This is a genomic window from Desulforhabdus sp. TSK (genome assembly GCF_022836495.1).
GTDB lineage: Bacteria > Desulfobacterota > Syntrophobacteria > Syntrophobacterales > Syntrophobacteraceae > Desulforhabdus.
In genome coordinates this window covers 1-15,889 of record NZ_BQXM01000046.1, presented here as the reverse complement: position 1 = coordinate 15,889, position 15,889 = coordinate 1, and the positions used below count along the sequence as shown (strand labels likewise).

Below are 15,889 nucleotides of genomic sequence, written 5' to 3'. Positions count from 1 at the left end.
AAACGGGCGCCCGGGATTATTGAAAAAGCTTCGGATCCATGGCGTCGCGCAATCCTTCTCCTACCAGATTGTACGCGGTAATGCTAAGGAAAATCGCAAAGCCGGGGAAGACCGTCAGCCACCATGCGAACTCGATGTAGTCGCGGCTCTGGGAAAGAATATCTCCCCAACTGGGGGTTGGCGGGGGGACCCCGAAGCCCAGAAAACTGAGACTGGATTCCGTGAGGATGGCTCCCGCGATCCCGAACACGGCGGAAACGAGCACGGGCGCCATGGCATTGGGCAGCATGTGCACGAAGATGATGCGTCCGTGCGATGCTCCCAGGGCTTTGGACGCCATGATGAAATCCAGTCGCTTCAACTTGAAAAATTCAGCGCGCACAAAGCGGGCTACCCCCGTCCATCCTGTCAGCCCGATGACCACCATGATGTTGTAGATGCTGGGGGGAAGAAAGGCAATGATGGCGATGATGAGGAAAAAGGTGGGAATGGTGAGGAGGACTTCAATGACACGACTGATCACTTGGTCGGTCCATCCGCCGAAATAACCCGCCAAGGCGCCCAGGAGAATGCCGATGGCCAGAGCAATGCCGACGGCCACAAACCCCACCGAGAGGGAAATGCGCGCCCCGTGGATCATGCGGCTCAGGACATCTCTTCCGCTGTCGTCCGTGCCGAACCAATGCGCCCGACTGGGGGCCGCGAGGCTTTCCAGGAGATCGTATTCCGTGGGGGAATAGGGAACCGGCGGCCAAAGGGCGAAGTTCCCTGTTCCGCCCGCCTGGGGCTGAAAGATGAAGGGAGCCTCCTGCTTCATTTCTTTCCAGGTGCTAGGACCGATCTGTTCCGCCTTGGAAAAGACAGGCCAGTACCATTCCCCCTGGTAGCGGAACAGTATGGGACGGTCGTTGGCCAGGAGGGGAGCAAAAACGGCCGCGGCAACGAGGAAAAAGGTGACCCAGAGGCCCAGCAGGGCGAGACGTTTTTTCCTGAAATGATACCAGACCATGCCCCAGTAGGAGCTCGGAGGTGATCCTGTGACTTTTTTTTTCTCATCCATGGGTTGGGCTTCTCATTCAAGCTTGATGCGCGGATCGAGGGTTGCGTAGAGGATGTCCGAGAGGAGCAGTCCTACCAGCGTGAGAAAGGCCGACAGGGTGGTGATAGCCATGATGACGGGGTAATCGCGGCTCAGCACGGCCTCGAACCCCAGCTGTCCCATCCCGGGAATGGAAAAGATGCTCTCGATGATGACACTCCCGCCGAACATGGACGGAAGCAGAAATGCCAGCAGCGTGACGATGGGCAGCAGGGCGTTGCGGAAGGCATGCTTGAAAATCACTACCCGCTCGCTCAATCCCTTGGCCCGTGCCGTGCGGATATAGTCTTCCCGGATGACCTCGAGCATGTCCGCACGAGTCAGTCGGGAGAGATAGGCCAGGCCCCCGTAGGTGAGGCAGAGAATCGGAAGCACCAGGTGCCAGAGGCGGTCCAGTATCCATGCGGAGAAGGACCAGGTTTCGGCACCGATGGAGGAGATGCCGTAGACGGGGAAGACATCCCAGAAATCGCCGCCTCCCAGGAGCATGATGAGGAGCACAGCCACCCAGAAGCTGGGCAGAGAGTATAGAAAGAAGAACAAAAGGGTCAGCAGACGGTCCGAAAAGGACCCGGAGTGGGTGGCGGAATAGATGCCGCACGGAATGGCGATGAGGTAGACCAGGAAGATGGAAATCACATTGAGCTGAAGCGTGATGGGGAGCCTCTCGGCGATCTTGTCCCACACCCTGCGGTGGTCCTTGTAGGAAGTGCCGAAGTCGAAGGTGAAAACACGCTTGACCCACAGGAGATACTGGACGGGAAGGGGTTTGTCCAAGCCGTAGAGCTTCTTGGTCTGCTCGATGATCTGCTGAGAAAGGGCGGAATCCCCCATCTGGCCCTGGCTGGCCATCTGGAGCTTGAGGGCGGCCGGATTTCCGGGCGCCAGCTGAATGATCAGAAAGGTAATGAACGTGATGCCCAGGAGCGTTGGAATGATTTGCAAAAGCCTTTTAAGCAGGTAGGCGCTCATAGAATCAGGAGCCTCTTTCCTCGAAAATAGTCGTGCTCTGTACGGTCATTCCTGGAGGACCCGATTTCTCAGCCCTTGACGATGTGCGCGACAATGTCCGAGAGATCCCTCAAAGGCGTGGCGGCCTCCGCATCGTACCAGTCCTCGATGAGCCTGTAAGCAATGGAAAAAGGGGTCGGGACTCGAAGCGTTCCCTCTTTGAACGCCTCCCGCATGTCCTCCCTCGTAAACCACCGGGCGTCTTCCAGTTCGTCGTCGTTCAACTGCAGGGGGGCCTTCACCCCTTTCGCCTGAAATCCCAGCATGATGGAGCTCGGGAAAGGCCATGGCTGTGAAGATCGGTAATGGACCTCCGTGACCTCGATTCCCGTTTCTTCCATGACTTCCCGGACGACGGCGTCTTCCAGGCTCTCACCCGGCTCCACGAATCCCGCAATGGCCGAATACATCGCCTTGGGCCAGACGGTCTGCCGTCCCAGCAGGCAATATTCCCCAGCGCTCACCAGAACAATGACGGCCGGGTCCGTTCGGGGAAAATGCTGCTGCCGGCAGTGGGGATTGGTGCAGATGCGCACATGCCCTCCCTGATGGGGTGCCGTCGGACTTCCACAGTCTCCGCAAAAGCGGTTGCGGCGATGCCAGTGGGCAATGGCCCTGGCGTAGGCCAGCAGTGCCCCGTCGCGTCGGCCGAGCCGGGCACTCATGCGCCTGAGGTCCTGAAATTTCCCCAACTCGGCAAGACTCGAAGGGGGAGTGTCTTCCTCCGCCGGCAAATCGACGGCAAAGTAGACCCTGTCGCCGTCCTCTCCCAGGAGCGTTACGGAATGGGCCAGGTCGATGGACTCTCCCAGGTGTGCCCGCGAAAGGAGGACAGGACTGGGGTTTTCCGCTTCGGCAAAGAGGTTTTTCGACTGCCACAGGGGGATGAATCGGGCGTTTGACCCTTCCAGCTGTTCCCTGATCCATTTTTCGTCTCTGCGCTTCAGGTGAATGCGATCGATGGAATGAGCGGAGAATCCATTCAAAGAGGAACGTGTAAAATGATCCATGAAAACTCTTGTCTAATCTGTGATGTTGGCGTTCTGCAAGGGAACGGGCAATGTCAATGTCGTTGACTTAACATCACCCCGGTGAAAACCGGGGTCCAATGTCCCCTGCTTTTACCTTATAAAGATACCGCAAAAATGGTCTTTGGGTAAGGGCCGGTCACGGCTCCCTGTACTTCTGGAGCGCTGACGGCACCCACCATTCCCGGGGTGAGAGCCCCATGGGATAGACCGTTACATTCTCAAAGCGGCGCGCTACGGCAACCAGCGCTTCCGTTGTAAAGAGAAAGGTATAAGGCTGCTCTTCATGCAGGATTTCCTGGAAGCGGTGGTAGAGCTTGTAGCGTTTTTCGGCATCAAATTCCTGGCGGGCCGCTACGATGAGCCGATCCGCTTCTTCATTCACGAAGCCGACAAAATTGGATCCCTTTTCCGCCTGGGAGGAATGCCACAACTGGAAGGGATCAGAGACCCAGCCGAGACTCCACCCCATGGTGCAGGCGTCGAAATCGTGCTCCTGAATCTTCTGTATGAAAACGGCCCATTCCAGCTTGCGGATCTCCATTTTGATGCCCACCTGCTTCAAGTTTTCCTGGACAATGGTGGCCAGTTGCTCGCCGAACTTCGATCCCGCCGAAATGAGGAATTCAAAGGAGAAGGGAATTCCGTCCCTGTCCAGGATTCCATCCCCGTCGCGGTCTTCCCATCCGGCGGATTTCAGCAGCTCTACCGCGGCAGATGGATCGTAGGGATAGGGTTTGATCTCCCGGTTGTATTCGGGGCTGTTGACATAAAACGTTCCCGTGACAACGGTGCCCAGTCCGAAGAGAATTCTGTTGAGAATCGTTTCTCTGTTGACCAGCAGCGTCATGGCCTGCCGAACCCGGCGATCCGCAAAGATCGGCTTGCGCAGGTTCCAGCCGATGTAGGAATAACTCGGCAGGTAGTACTTCAGCTTTTCGAAGTTCTCCTCGAAGCGTTTCCCCTGCGTCTGCTTCACCCATTGAATGGGGCGAAGCCCCGAGAAATCCAGGCCTCCCTGCTTCAGTACCTGAAGAGCCACGGTGGAATCCGTGATGATCTTGAACACGATGCGGTCCAACCAGGGCTTTTCCCCCCAGTAGCCTTCATTTCGGACCAGTACGATTTCCTTGCCCGTGTCCCAGCGCAGCAGTTTGTAGGGTCCCGTGCCCAGGGGGCTGCGGCCGATGGGGTGCTGATTGAAATCGTCCGATTCCTTGAAAAGGTGGGCGGGGACGATGGGAATACCCCCGCAGAATTCCAGCGCACGGAAGTAGGGGATACGGTAGCGGTAGCGTACGGTGAAATCGTCGAGGACTTCCAGCTTTTCGATATCCTGGTAGTAATTCCTGAGGTGCGCCGCATCCACTTTGGGATCGCGAATGCGCTCGAAGGAAAAGAGCACATCCCTTGCCGTGAAAGGCTGTCCGTCCTGCCAGCGAATGTTCTTCTTGAGGTGGAAGGTATAGGTGAGGTGATCGTCGGCGATCTCCCAGGAATCAGCCAATACGGGAACCAGTTCCAGGGTTTTTTCGTCCCGTTTGAGCAAAGATTCGTAGACATATTCGTTGATGTTGGAGGCATAGGCGTCGGTGGCGGTGATGGGGTTCAGTGTCGCCGGTTCCGCGCTGAGATGATTGATGAGCCAGTCTCCCTGGACCGGAGGCCCATGGGTTTCTGCGGACAGCGTGGGAGGATGCGTGAGAAAGGAGGCAAACAGCAGGAGCAGACCGGCAAAAAATAAGGATTTCGACATGGCGTGATCGCTGATCCCTTGAATAAAACGATTGGGGAAGTTGACTCATGGGGAGAAAACCCCATGCCTGCTTCTACCATACTGGGGGAGGATGAACAAGAGCGCATCCGGCTTTCACGAGGCGTTGTCCGGCGGGAGAAAGCGAAAACCCCTTTCGGTCCTTCTGAAAGGGGTTTTCATATCTCAACCCGTAATGATCGGGACAGCACGGCAGGTGCTTAAAGCTTGCTGATATCGATGCCGCGGATAAATTCCTTGATGTCGTTCATGAAGACGTTGAGCTCTTCTTCCCGTTCTTTGCTCAACCCTTCAATGCCCGACGGTTTGGAATCCACTGCCGGGTGAGACTGAGTGTAGTTCCCCGAATCGAGTTGTTCAGGGGACTCGACCTGTGCCGAAGGCAATTCGTTACCTCTGTAGAATTGCGACATCTCCATTTTCTCCAGTTTGTAGTTCATCTCGTCCTCCTTAGGAGCCATCCTGTTTGCTCAGGCTCAAGAGCAAATTAATCACAGTCCTTTTCCAAGTAAAGCCAGGGCGCTTATGATCGAGGTCCCCTGGTGACGAGCACCGCATCTCCTCCTTGAATCCCCAGGAGTCGGGAGGCATGGCCCCGGTTGACGGCAATTTCCAGGTGATGGGAACTTCCCACGAGAGCCAGAATTTCGCCGTGCTCCTTTTGCCCGTAGGTGCGGGAGATGCCGTCGATGGTCCGCCCTGCGATCCTCACGCGGCAGGGAGCATTTCCCAAAGCCGCTTCAAGATCTTGGGAGGTGATATTCGTGATACAGTTCCCAAAATGATCCACATAGAGAACCTCCCCGTGCAGTCCATCGCCGTCCTCGCGTGGAGCGGTCCATGCCGCCTGCAGGGGACGGCAGGGGGCCCCCAGGCTCTCCAGGGGGACTCCCTGCGCCAGGTGCACCGCCACGGGAGCGAATATATCGCGCCCATGGAAAGTCGGGCTGACTTGCGGGCGCCAGAACCGCGGGTGATCCAGGCTCACGGCCCTCCAAAGGGGCTCTGCCTTCAGAATCCAGGAAAAGAGACCGTTGTCGGGTCCCACAAAGCAATACGAAGGGGTTTGAATGGCCAGTCCCCTGCGATCCGTGCCGACTCCCGGATCGACCACCGCCACATGGACGGTGCCTCCCGGAAAATGGGAGTAAACGGTGTACAACAGGAAGGCACCGGAACGGATATCCTGAGGGGGCACCGCATGAGAAATATCCACCAGGGCGGCCTGTGGGTCCATCCCCAGAATGATCCCTTTGAGGCTGGCCACGTAGCCGTCTTGAAGGCCAAAATCCGTCAGGAGCGTGATGATCGTCCGTTGCGGCATAGGTTCCATCGCTTCAATGCTTTTCGATTGCTTTGCCCTGAGCCCGGAGAAGCGCCGGGGTCTTGTCGTCGTATTCCTGCCTCAACTGCAGGAGCACAATGGAGGCAACGACAAAAACCGCCCCCAGGATCTGTAAGGGCGCGAGGGATTCGCTGAGGAAGAAATACGAGACGAATCCGGCTGTGATGGGTTCCAGCGTGGCCGTGATGCTGGCGCGTGTGGAACGGATGAGGTTGATCCCCTCGAAGTACAGGCCAAAAGGGAGGATGGTTCCCGCCACGGCGATGTAAAGGATCCATCCCCACTGGACGGCGGAATAGGGGCGCAGCAGGGAGGCGAAGGAGGGAGGAACTTCCTTCCATACCGGGTGTATGACGTTCCAGAACAGAGCGGCGATGAGCAGGGCATAGAAGAGGACCGTCCAGGGCGTGTAGCGGCTCATCCCCCGTTCACCATAGACGGAGTACCAGCCGAAGGCGATGGCCGAAAGTCCGCCATAGATCACCCCTTCGCGGTTCAGAGTGAGGAGGTCGAGATTGTAGCCTCCCACAACGAAGTAGCAGCCCAGGAGCGTACCCAGGATGGCCAGAGCCGTATACCGCGTGAGGTTTTCTCCAGCGACGATGACTCCATAGAGCGCGATGAACACGGGAGCTTGATATTGCAGGAGAATGGCGGCCGCCACCTTGATTTTGCTGATGGCCAGAAAATAGGTCAAATGGACCATGGCCATACCCGTCACTCCCAGGATGACGAAATACAGGATATCCTTCGGGGAAATACGCAGCAGCCGCGGCCTTCGCAAAACGAGCCATACGAAAAGGATGCTGGAGGCCAGAGTGACCCTCAGTTGAACCAGATCGAAGGGGCTCACCCCCTGCTGAAAAAGGAATTTGGCGGCGGGACCTGAAATGGCCCATAGAAAAGCACCCAGGGCCACGTAGAGGTAGCCCCGCTTGGGAAGACAGGCTGTGTTCGGCATGCATCTATCGCTTCGCATCAAAGGTTTTTGGAGAGCACACTTTCTCGGGAATCATCGAAGCCAGGGACGTTTCCGGCAACGGTTCGTCAGAGCGGCACTGAGAGCAAGTATAGATTTCCAACGGCCGAAATTCAAGGGACCCTCCCGGTGCGGAAATGAATGACGCGCAGGCGGGAATGAGGCGGAATATTTTCCATTGCCATCTTTAGATGCTCTGCTAATATCTTCGTCATCATTCATGCCCATAAAAGCAACCTTTAAGGAGGGGAAATGACCGAGATATCGAGTCACGCCATGGAAGACTTGAGTCAGTTTGGCATCGAAGCGGTTCGGCGCGCAGGCGACGGGGCCCTTCGTTACTATGGCCGGGGAAATTCCAAAGTGAAGTTCGACGAAGCGCTTGTCACGGAAGCCGAACTTCACCTCGTGGATTTTTTTAAGAAAGAGCTGCAGGCTCAGTTTCCCGAGCACGGAGTGTTCGGGGAGGAACTGCCGTCGGAAGATTATGTGCACGGGGAAAAAGGCTACCTCTGGATCTACGATGCCCTGGACGGTGTAGCCAATTTCCAGGCGGGAATCCCCATCTGGGGCATTTCCCTCGCCCTCCTGGAAAATTTCTGGCCGGTCTTCGGGGTGTTTTATATGCCGGTGACGGGAGACCTTTTTTATGCTCATGCCGGGCAGAGCGCCTACTGGGGGCAGGAGGAAATCAAAATCCCCGAGACGGGCGAAATCAGCAATGAAAGCCTGTTATTGACCTACTCCCGCTTCCATAATCACTATCATTCCTCTTTTCCTGGAAAAATCAGGAACCTGGGCTGTACCGCGGCTCACATCTGTTACGTGGCGCGGGGACGCGCGGAAGGGGCTCTGCTGGCCCATGTTTCCTACCAGGATCTGGCGGCGGCCCAGATCATTCTCAAAGCCGCCGGCGGTGAGATTTGCACCATGGATGGGGCAGAGTTCCAGCTTGCGGATTATTTGACGGGCCAAAAAATCGAAGACCATCTCATTGCCGCTCCCCTGGGCGCTCACTCCTCCATCCAGATGTACCTGCAAAAGTAGGCTCAGCCTCACCCCGACCCTCTCCCTCGGGGGAGAGGGACTTTTCAGACAGCTTCTCAGCGAGCGTCGACCGCAGCTTTTTTCGCTTTCTCCAGGAGCTGGCTCAGGCGTTTCTGGGATTCTGCAAGCTCCTTTTCCAGTTGCTTCTCCATCTGGGGAGTGAGGGCCTGTGGGGCTTTGTCCCACAACGCCTTGATCTCTCCGGCGTTCTGAAGGAGCATCCTCAGGTATCCCGCCCATTTTGATTCTTCCGGCACCTCAATTCCTTCGGGGACACCTTCCGCCACATAGGGCGGCAGGGTGATGACGGAGCCTATGCCGGGCACGTGGGTGTCGAATCCCAATTTTTGACGGACCAGGGCGGCAAAACCCTCACTGACACTCTTTTCACCGTGAATCATATAGACCTGCGTGGCCGGGTTTTCAAAATCCTCCAACCATTGCAGCAGCCCCTGCTGATCGGCATGGGCGGAAAACCCTCCGATGGTGAAGACCTTGGCTTTCACCAGGAGTTTTTCGCCGAATATCCTGATGGAATTTGCCCCTTCGATGATGGCCCGGCCGAGGGTCCCTTCGGCCTGGAATCCGACGATCACCAGTGACGAGCCTTTCCGCCAGATGTTGTGCTTGAGATGGTGCTTGATGCGGCCCGCCGTGCACATGCCATTCCCCGCGATGACGATGGCGGGCCCCGGCGTTTCATTGATGGCGATGGATTCCTCGGAGGTCCTGGAGTAGATCAGCTCGTCAAAGTCAAAAGGATCTTCCCCCTGAGCCACAATGGCAGCGGCTTCTTCATCGTAATAGGGCTTCATTTTTCTGAAGATTTCGGTCGCGGCAATGGCGAGGGGGCTGTCCAGGTAAACGGGCATGGAGGGGATTTTTCCCTTGCGGAAGAATTCTCCCAGCACATAGAGAATTTCCTGGGTTCTTTCCACAGCAAAGGCAGGGATAATCACCTTTTCCTTCTGGCGATAGCTGTAGTTGATGGCTTCCAGCAATTCGTTGATGCTCTCGTCGAAGGATTTGTGGTTGCGATTGCCATAGGTGGATTCAATGAAAAGGGTATCGGCGTTGAATATGGAATGCGGGTCCTGGAGGATGATCTGATCCTTCTTGCCGAGGTCGCCGGAAAAAACCACCTTGTGTGCGCTGCTGGAAGGGCCGGTCCAGACTTCCAGGATGGAAGACCCGAGGATGTGGCCGGAGTTGCGAAAACGGACGCTCAATCCAGGGTGAAGCGGGAGGATTTCGTCAAACGGTATGGTTTCAATCTGAGAAAAGCAGGCCTCGGCGTCTGCTACCGTGTACAGGGGTTCGACATCGGGGCCGCCGCGCCTTCGATTCTTCCGCGTTTGCCAGCCGGCTTCCATCTCTTGAATGTGGGCCGAATCCAGGAGCAGGATTTTGACGAGCTCCGCTGTCGGCACGGAAGTGTAAATCCGGCCTTTGAAGCCGTCCTTCACCAGCTTCGGGATACGCCCGCTGTGATCGATGTGGGCGTGGGTGAGAAAGAGGGCGGATATCTCCCGGGGATTGAAATTCCAATCCACGCGGTTCATCTCCTCCAGACTCTTGTTCCCCTGAAAAAGACCGCAGTCGACAAGATACTTCTTTCCATTGTCCAAAAGAAAACAGGAGCCGGTGACACAGCCGGCAGCACCCAGGCATGTGATTTTCATGGCATTCCTTTCTTGATGAAACGATGTGGAGCAAATCGGGAAAGTCTTCAACAACCGCCTGCCATCAGAGAACAAGCAGGCCCTTTTGTCAACTTGTATCGAACCCCTGGTTCATGGAGGCACTCCCTCCGGCGGCGGTTGCGCCACGATTGTGCTTGACAGGGAGACACGCGGGATCATAGAAATTTTTGATGATCGTCTCTCTATGCATGGAGGACGCGGAGCCGGGTCAACAGGGAGGAAGCGCTCATGAAATTGCGAGATGTCGTGGTGGTGGATGGCGTTCGAACCGCATTTGGACGGGCCGGTGAAAAGGGATTTTTCTGGCTCACGCGTGCCGATGACATGGTGGTGAAGGTCATACGGGAGCTGCTGCGGCGTAATCCCCAGGTGACGCCGGCCATGGTGGAAGAAAATGCCTGGGGCGCCACGTCTCAGGAAGGGGACCAGGGAATGACCCTCGGGCGTACCTCCGCCCTCCTGGCGGGCCTGCCCCCCTCCTGTCCGGGTTTTTCGGTCGATCGCATGTGCGCCGGGGGGCTGACGGCCATCACGTGCGCTGCTTCGGAAATCGCTCTGGGCGTGTGCGATGTGGCCATTGCCGGCGGAGTCGAGCACATGGGGCACCACCCCATCGGTGCCGCGGCGGACCCCAATCCGAGGTTTCTCGCAGAGAAACTGGTCTCTGGAGATGCCTTGGTCATGGGTAAAACCGCCGAGAACCTGCACGACATGTTTCCGGAAATCACGCGGGAAATGGCCGATGCCTACGCCTGCCATTCCCAGAAGAAGACCGCCCACGCCATCCAGGAGGGCAAAATCCGGAAAATGATCGCCCCCATGACCGTCTACACCCGGGAAGGGTGGACCGTAGCGGATCGGGACCAGCAGCCCCGCCCTGAAACGACGCTCGAAACCCTGAAGGATCTCAAGACACCCTTCAGGGTACAAGGGCGAGTCACGGCCGGAAATGCGTCCGGGTTGAACGATGGGGCCTGCGGGGTCCTCCTCATGAGTGCCGACAAAGCCCGGGAGCTGGGGGTGAAGGCCCGAATGCGGCTCGTGGGATATGCCTATGCCGGCGTTCCACCCGAAATCATGGGTTACGGACCGATACCCGCTACGCATAAGGTATTTGCTCAAACCGGGCTTTCCATGGAAGACATGAGCTTCATCGAGCTCAATGAAGCCTTTGCGGTGCAATGCCTTGTCTTTATGAAGGAATTCGGTCTGGAGATTCCCCATGACCCGCGGCTCAATCCCCTGGGAGGCGCCATAGCGTTCGGACATCCCCTGGCAGCGTCCGGGCCCCGCCTGGTAACGCATCTGCTGCATCATTTTGCAGACTCCCCGCAGGCCCGGTATGGGCTCACGACCCTTTGTGTGGGGGTGGGGCAGGGAGCCTCCGCCATCTGGGAAAATCTTTATGCGCACGGGAATCCGTCCCGTAACGACCAATGAGGGGAGATACCATGGCAGAACCCATCACGCGCTTTTATCCTCGCTTCTATGATTCTCCTCAGGGGAAGATCGCTCTCGTGACCATGGACAACGGCCACGATTACAGGAAGCCCAATACCTTCAGCGAAGCCGCCCTCATGTCCCTCAACGAGGCCCTGGATCGTATCCTCGCCGAGGGAGATGTGAAGGGAATGCTCCTCACCGGCAAGCCCTATTCCTTCGCAGCCGGTGCAGACATTTCGCAGTTCCCCTCCATCACGACCTTTGAAGAGGGTTACCGGAGTGCGAAATTCGGCCACACTGTCATGCAGAGGATTCGAGACCTTCCCTTTCCCACCCTGGCCGCTGTCAACGGGGTTGCCCTGGGAGGAGGCCTCGAGATCGCCCTCTATTGTCGTTATCGCACGGTGGCTCCCACTGTCGCGGCCATTGGCTTTCCCGAGTGCTTCCTGGGAATGGTTCCGGCCTGGGGCGGGTGCACTCTCGGGACGAAGCTCCTTGGCCCTGAAAAGGCCGTCGAGCTCATCATTGTCAATGCGTTGAGTCAGAACCGCCTGCTGGACGGAATGAAGGCCTTTGAAGCCGGGCTGGCCGACAGGCTTTTTCCCGCGGTTGAATTCCTGGATGAGTCCCTGCAGTTCCTCCTCGATATCCTTGCGGGGAGGACCACCGTGGAGAGGCCGGCACTGGATACGGGGCGCCTGGGAGAAGTGGTGGCCGGAGCGAGGGCCTTCGTCGACAGCAGGGTGCATGGGGCGGCTCCCGCCCCCTACCGGGCGCTGGAGCTCATCGAGGGGGCCTGCAACTGGGATGTGGAGCGGGGCTTCGAAGAGGAAAACAAGGCGGCTGCAGACCTCATCCTTACGAGGCAGTGCAAGGCGTCCCTCTATTCCTTCGATCTGGTGAACCGTTATGCAAAACGGCCGAGAGGCGTACCCGACGCCCCGCCCCGCCCCATTCGAAAGGTGGGCATCATCGGAGCCGGACTGATGGCTTCACAGCTGGCTCACCTGTTCATCCACCGCATGGGTGTTCCCGTGGTGATGAAAGACGTGAAGCAGGAGCTCCTGGATAAAGGCTGTGCTTACGTGGCGGGGGAATTCAGAAAGATGGTGGAAAGGGGCAGGATGAGCGAGGGCAAGGCGCGCCACTCCGTGAGCCTCCTCCACGGCACCCTGGATGCTCGCGATTTCGCCGACTGCGATTTCGTCCTGGAAGCCGTTTTCGAGCAAATGGAAGTCAAGAAGCAAGTTTTCGCCGATGCCGAAAGGGTGTTGCGCCCCGATGCCATTCTGGCCAGCAATACGTCCGCCCTCAGCCTGACAGAGATGGCTGCGGACCTGGAGCACCCGGAGCGTGTCGTCGGTTTCCACTTTTTTAATCCCGTGGCCGTCCTTCCCCTGGTGGAAATCGTCCAGGCCGGGAAAACGGATGCATCGAGCCTCGCCACCGCTTTCGATGTGGCCGGTAAGCTCAAAAAGACGGCAGTGCTTGTGAAGGATTCCCCTGCTTTCCTGGTGAACCGCCTCCTCAGCCGCATGCTTGCAGAATGCCTGAGCATTGTGGATGAAGGGGGAGAATTCCAGCAGGTGGATGAAGCGCTCCTGGCCCTGGGGCTACCCATGGCCCCCTTTGAGCTGCTCCCCCTCGTGGGGCTTCCAGTGGCCCTTCACGTCCTGGAAACCCTGAACCTGGCCTTCGGATCGGAGCGCTTTCCCGTAAGCCCCAATTTCAAGAAACTGGTTGAAGCCCGGAAAGCGGGGATCTACCTCCGGGAAGGCGGCTCCAGGCGAGTGGATCCCGAGGTGGAGAGGCTCTGGGTGAGGACGGGGAATAAGGCGTTTCATGCCGAGGAAATTCGCGACCGTGTCCTGTACAGCCTGGCTCGGGAGACGGACCTCATTCTGACGGAAAAGGTGGTGAGCAGTCCGAGAGAGGTGGATCTGGCCATGATTCTGGGAGCCGGCTGGCCCTTTTTCATGGGGGGGCTTACGGTCTACCTGGATCTCGAAGGCATTGCCTCCAAAGTACTGGGGAAGGTTTTCTCCAGCACTTGAGAGCGATTTGAATGCGCTTGAAGCCGGGATTTCAGAACCTCACGGCGCGTCGTCTTCCTGGAGGTACTTCTTCAATTTCAGGTGCAGGGTGCGCCGGGTGATCCCCAGGCGGCGGGCGGTTTCACTCTTGTTACCCGCCGTCTCTTTCAACGCCTGCCGAATCATCTGCTTTTCCATTTCAGCGAGGGTGGCACCGGCAGAATACCCGAAATCCCTCTCCACCGATTCACCGGGAGAAGTGTCCTCTTGCTTCAGCCGCTGGATGCTCAGGGGAAGCTCTTTTTCAGAAATGTATTCTCCTCGGAGCAAAATGACGGCTCTCTCCATGACGTTTTCCAGTTCGCGCACGTTCCCGGGCCAGGCATGTTTGAGGAGAAGATCCATGGCCTGGGGAGCGATGCCTTTCACGGTCTTTCGGTTTTTCTCCGCGAAGGCCTCCCAGAAATGCCTGGCCAGAACCGGGATGTCCTCGATCCTCTCCCGGAGGGGCGGGACTTCGATGGCCATGACATTCAAGCGGTAATAGAGATCTTCCCGGAAAGCCCCTTCCGCCACCATATCCTGGAGATCCCGGTTGGTGGCCGCCAGAATGCGGACATCCACGGGCAGTGTCGCGTCGCTTCCCACGCGTTGGATTTCTCCCTCCTGGAGTACCCGCAGCAGCTTTGCCTGCATGGAAAGGCTCAGTTCCCCAATTTCGTCCAGGAAGAGGCTGCCGCCGTTCGCCTGGGCGAAACGGCCCTGCCGCTGCCGGTTGGCTCCCGTGAAGGCCCCTTTTTCATGGCCGAAGAGCTCGGATTCCACGAGAGTTTCGGGGATGGCCGCGCAGTTGACTTCGACCAAAGGCTTTTGAGCCCGCAGACTGTTGCAGTGAATGGCACGCGCTACCAGTCCCTTGCCGGTGCCGCTCTCGCCAGTGATGAGGACCGTCGCGTCGGATGGGGCCACGAGGGCTACCGTCTCCAGCATTTCCTGCATGACGGGGCTGCGGCCAAAAATTTGCGGTACCTGCAGGCGCGCCAGCTGTTGGCGCAGGCCTTCGTTTTCCTGCTGAAGCTGAGTGTGCTCCAGGGCGCGCTGAAGCACCATCTGCAGCGCATCGAAATCCAGGGGCTTTGTGATATAGTCATAGGCTCCGGACTTCAGAGCATCCACTGCGGAGGAAATGGAGGAATAGGCGGTCATGATGACGATGGGAATGGCGGGATTGTAAAGGGATATGGCGCGCGTTGCCTCGATCCCGTCCATGCGGGGCATGCGCATGTCCATGAGGACCAGATCCACGGGGCCTTTATGGACCACCTCCAGGGCCGCCGCCCCATCTTCGGCCTCCAGAGCTCGGTAGCCCCATTCCTCCAGAAGAGTGGTCAGCATCAGGCGATGGGCCGCGTCGTCATCCACCACGAGTACGAGGGGTGAAAAGGGTTTTGCCATTTTTTTCGTCCTTCTTCCGAGAGTGTATACATTTTATCCAGTAGAGAAGAGGGCGTAAAGGTAATGTTCTCCGACTCCGTTTCATGAGGTAGCAATGCGGCTGCCATTCAAGCTCAAAAAGAAGCTCCTGGGGATGATCGATGCGTTTTACGCGGTTTGGCCTCAGCCCCACCCTGGGCGCCAAAGCCTTCTGAACTGTAAGATCGTTTCCCATCGGGGGGAGCACGACAACGTGACGGTCCTGGAAAACACCCTGGCGGCTTTTGAGAGGGCCTGCGCCGGTGGGGTGTGGGGGATCGAATTCGATGTGCGCTGGACTCGAGACCTGCAGCCCGTGGTGTTTCACGACAGGGACTGCCTCAGACTTTACGGCGATTCCCTTCCCATCAGCCAGGTCTCGCTGGCCGAGTTGAAAGCGGCGTTTCCTCTTATTCCCTCGCTTTTAGAAGTCATCGATGCCTTGGGAAAGAAAATCCATCTCATGGTGGAGATCAAGCGGGAGCCCTATCCCGATCCAGGGCATCAGAAGAGAGTGCTGCGGGAGCTCTTTTCATCCCTGCGGCCTGAGGAAGATTACCACTTCATGGCCCTGCAGCTGGAAATGTTCCATGCCGTTGATTTTGTCCCGAGGGCGGCTTGCGTGCCCATTGCGGAATTGAACATCCGGTCGCTCAGTTCCGTCGTCCTGTCCAATGCCTTCGGTGGATTGGCGGGGCAGTACCTGCTGTTTACCGACGGGTTGATTCGGAAGCACAAGAAGGTTGGACAGCAGATTGGCACCGGGTATGTCGGCTCAAGAAACGCGCTGTACAGAGAGCTCAATCGGGGCGTCGACTGGATTTTTTGTAACTTCTCAAAAAGTGTAGGTAGGCATAAAAAAGTTCGGGACTTCAGAACACAGTTTGTGCTATGCATATGGGGCATGAGAGCAACTATTCAGATACCCAACATCCCGGAAGAAGCAAAGAGCGA

The 15,889-nt window shown here is 57.5% G+C and carries 13 protein-coding genes; 4 read left to right on the top strand and 9 right to left on the bottom strand.

The annotated features are described in order from the left end of the window. Positions 1-16: 16 nt before the first annotated feature. From MWC30_RS19625 to MWC30_RS19595, 7 genes are all read right to left on the bottom strand, one after another. On the bottom strand, positions 17-1,060 hold the full coding sequence (locus tag MWC30_RS19625) for an ABC transporter permease (RefSeq protein WP_244085902.1): 1,044 nt from the start codon (positions 1,058-1,060) through the stop codon (positions 17-19). A gap of 12 nt (positions 1,061-1,072) precedes the next feature. Further along, positions 1,073-2,071, bottom strand: a complete 999-nt coding sequence (locus MWC30_RS19620; RefSeq protein WP_244085901.1) for an ABC transporter permease — start codon at positions 2,069-2,071, stop codon at positions 1,073-1,075. A 68-nt stretch (positions 2,072-2,139) separates the two neighbouring features. Then, the gene (gene nudC, locus MWC30_RS19615) at positions 2,140-3,120 is read right to left on the bottom strand and encodes an NAD(+) diphosphatase (RefSeq protein WP_244085900.1); all 981 of its coding nucleotides are present in this window, start codon (positions 3,118-3,120) and stop codon (positions 2,140-2,142) included. Positions 3,121-3,277: 157 nt separating this feature from the next. Continuing rightward, entirely contained in the window at positions 3,278-4,894 is a 1,617-nt protein-coding gene (locus tag MWC30_RS19610) for a peptide-binding protein (protein WP_244085899.1), read from the bottom strand. A 218-nt stretch (positions 4,895-5,112) separates the two neighbouring features. After that, positions 5,113-5,352: a hypothetical protein gene (locus MWC30_RS19605; protein ID WP_244085898.1), complete on the bottom strand. Its 240-nt coding sequence runs from the start codon at positions 5,350-5,352 to the stop codon at positions 5,113-5,115. A gap of 83 nt (positions 5,353-5,435) precedes the next feature. Then, entirely contained in the window at positions 5,436-6,245 is an 810-nt protein-coding gene (locus tag MWC30_RS19600) for an S-adenosyl-l-methionine hydroxide adenosyltransferase family protein (RefSeq protein ID WP_244085897.1), read from the bottom strand. 4 nt (positions 6,246-6,249) lie between these two features. Continuing rightward, positions 6,250-7,218, bottom strand: a complete 969-nt coding sequence (locus tag MWC30_RS19595; RefSeq protein ID WP_244085896.1) for a DMT family transporter — start codon at positions 7,216-7,218, stop codon at positions 6,250-6,252. A 270-nt stretch (positions 7,219-7,488) separates the two neighbouring features. Here MWC30_RS19595 and MWC30_RS19590 point away from each other — a divergent pair, with 270 nt between their 5' ends. After that, positions 7,489-8,283 carry an inositol monophosphatase family protein gene (locus MWC30_RS19590; RefSeq protein ID WP_244085895.1) on the top strand — a complete coding sequence of 265 codons (795 nt, stop codon included), beginning with the start codon at positions 7,489-7,491 and terminating at the stop codon, positions 8,281-8,283. 56 nt (positions 8,284-8,339) lie between these two features. Here MWC30_RS19590 and MWC30_RS19585 read toward each other — a convergent pair whose 3' ends face one another. Beyond that, positions 8,340-9,965 carry an MBL fold metallo-hydrolase RNA specificity domain-containing protein gene (locus tag MWC30_RS19585; protein ID WP_244085894.1) on the bottom strand — a complete coding sequence of 542 codons (1,626 nt, stop codon included), beginning with the start codon at positions 9,963-9,965 and terminating at the stop codon, positions 8,340-8,342. A gap of 249 nt (positions 9,966-10,214) precedes the next feature. Between MWC30_RS19585 and MWC30_RS19580 the strand changes: the two genes are divergently transcribed. Both MWC30_RS19580 and MWC30_RS19575 read left to right on the top strand, forming a co-directional pair. Continuing rightward, entirely contained in the window at positions 10,215-11,426 is a 1,212-nt protein-coding gene (locus tag MWC30_RS19580; RefSeq protein WP_244085893.1) for a thiolase family protein, read from the top strand. Between the two features lie 11 nt (positions 11,427-11,437). After that, a complete protein-coding gene (locus MWC30_RS19575; protein ID WP_244085892.1) occupies positions 11,438-13,483 on the top strand; it encodes a 3-hydroxyacyl-CoA dehydrogenase NAD-binding domain-containing protein in 2,046 nt (681 codons plus the stop codon). 39 nt (positions 13,484-13,522) lie between these two features. Here the strand turns inward: MWC30_RS19575 and MWC30_RS19570 are convergent, their stop codons facing one another. Then, on the bottom strand, positions 13,523-14,917 hold the full coding sequence (locus MWC30_RS19570; RefSeq protein ID WP_244085891.1) for a sigma-54 dependent transcriptional regulator: 1,395 nt from the start codon (positions 14,915-14,917) through the stop codon (positions 13,523-13,525). 94 nt (positions 14,918-15,011) lie between these two features. Between MWC30_RS19570 and MWC30_RS19565 the strand changes: the two genes are divergently transcribed. Beyond that, positions 15,012-15,889: glycerophosphodiester phosphodiesterase (locus MWC30_RS19565; protein ID WP_244085890.1), on the top strand; the 878-nt coding region annotated here is incomplete at its 3' end.

What these genes read in the sequence shown, in the direction of transcription:
- MWC30_RS19625 (WP_244085902.1), bottom strand. Translation starts at nt 1,060, where the DNA reads ATGGATGAGAAAAAAAAAGTCACAGGATCACCTCCGAGCTCCTACTGG.
- MWC30_RS19620 (WP_244085901.1), bottom strand. Translation starts at nt 2,071, where the DNA reads ATGAGCGCCTACCTGCTTAAAAGGCTTTTGCAAATCATTCCAACGCTC.
- nudC (WP_244085900.1), bottom strand. Translation starts at nt 3,120, where the DNA reads ATGGATCATTTTACACGTTCCTCTTTGAATGGATTCTCCGCTCATTCC.
- MWC30_RS19610 (WP_244085899.1), bottom strand. Translation starts at nt 4,894, where the DNA reads ATGTCGAAATCCTTATTTTTTGCCGGTCTGCTCCTGCTGTTTGCCTCC.
- MWC30_RS19605 (WP_244085898.1), bottom strand. Translation starts at nt 5,352, where the DNA reads ATGAACTACAAACTGGAGAAAATGGAGATGTCGCAATTCTACAGAGGT.
- MWC30_RS19600 (WP_244085897.1), bottom strand. Translation starts at nt 6,245, where the DNA reads ATGGAACCTATGCCGCAACGGACGATCATCACGCTCCTGACGGATTTT.
- MWC30_RS19595 (WP_244085896.1), bottom strand. Translation starts at nt 7,218, where the DNA reads ATGCCGAACACAGCCTGTCTTCCCAAGCGGGGCTACCTCTACGTGGCC.
- MWC30_RS19590 (WP_244085895.1), top strand. Translation starts at nt 7,489, where the DNA reads ATGACCGAGATATCGAGTCACGCCATGGAAGACTTGAGTCAGTTTGGC.
- MWC30_RS19585 (WP_244085894.1), bottom strand. Translation starts at nt 9,965, where the DNA reads ATGAAAATCACATGCCTGGGTGCTGCCGGCTGTGTCACCGGCTCCTGT.
- MWC30_RS19580 (WP_244085893.1), top strand. Translation starts at nt 10,215, where the DNA reads ATGAAATTGCGAGATGTCGTGGTGGTGGATGGCGTTCGAACCGCATTT.
- MWC30_RS19575 (WP_244085892.1), top strand. Translation starts at nt 11,438, where the DNA reads ATGGCAGAACCCATCACGCGCTTTTATCCTCGCTTCTATGATTCTCCT.
- MWC30_RS19570 (WP_244085891.1), bottom strand. Translation starts at nt 14,917, where the DNA reads ATGGCAAAACCCTTTTCACCCCTCGTACTCGTGGTGGATGACGACGCG.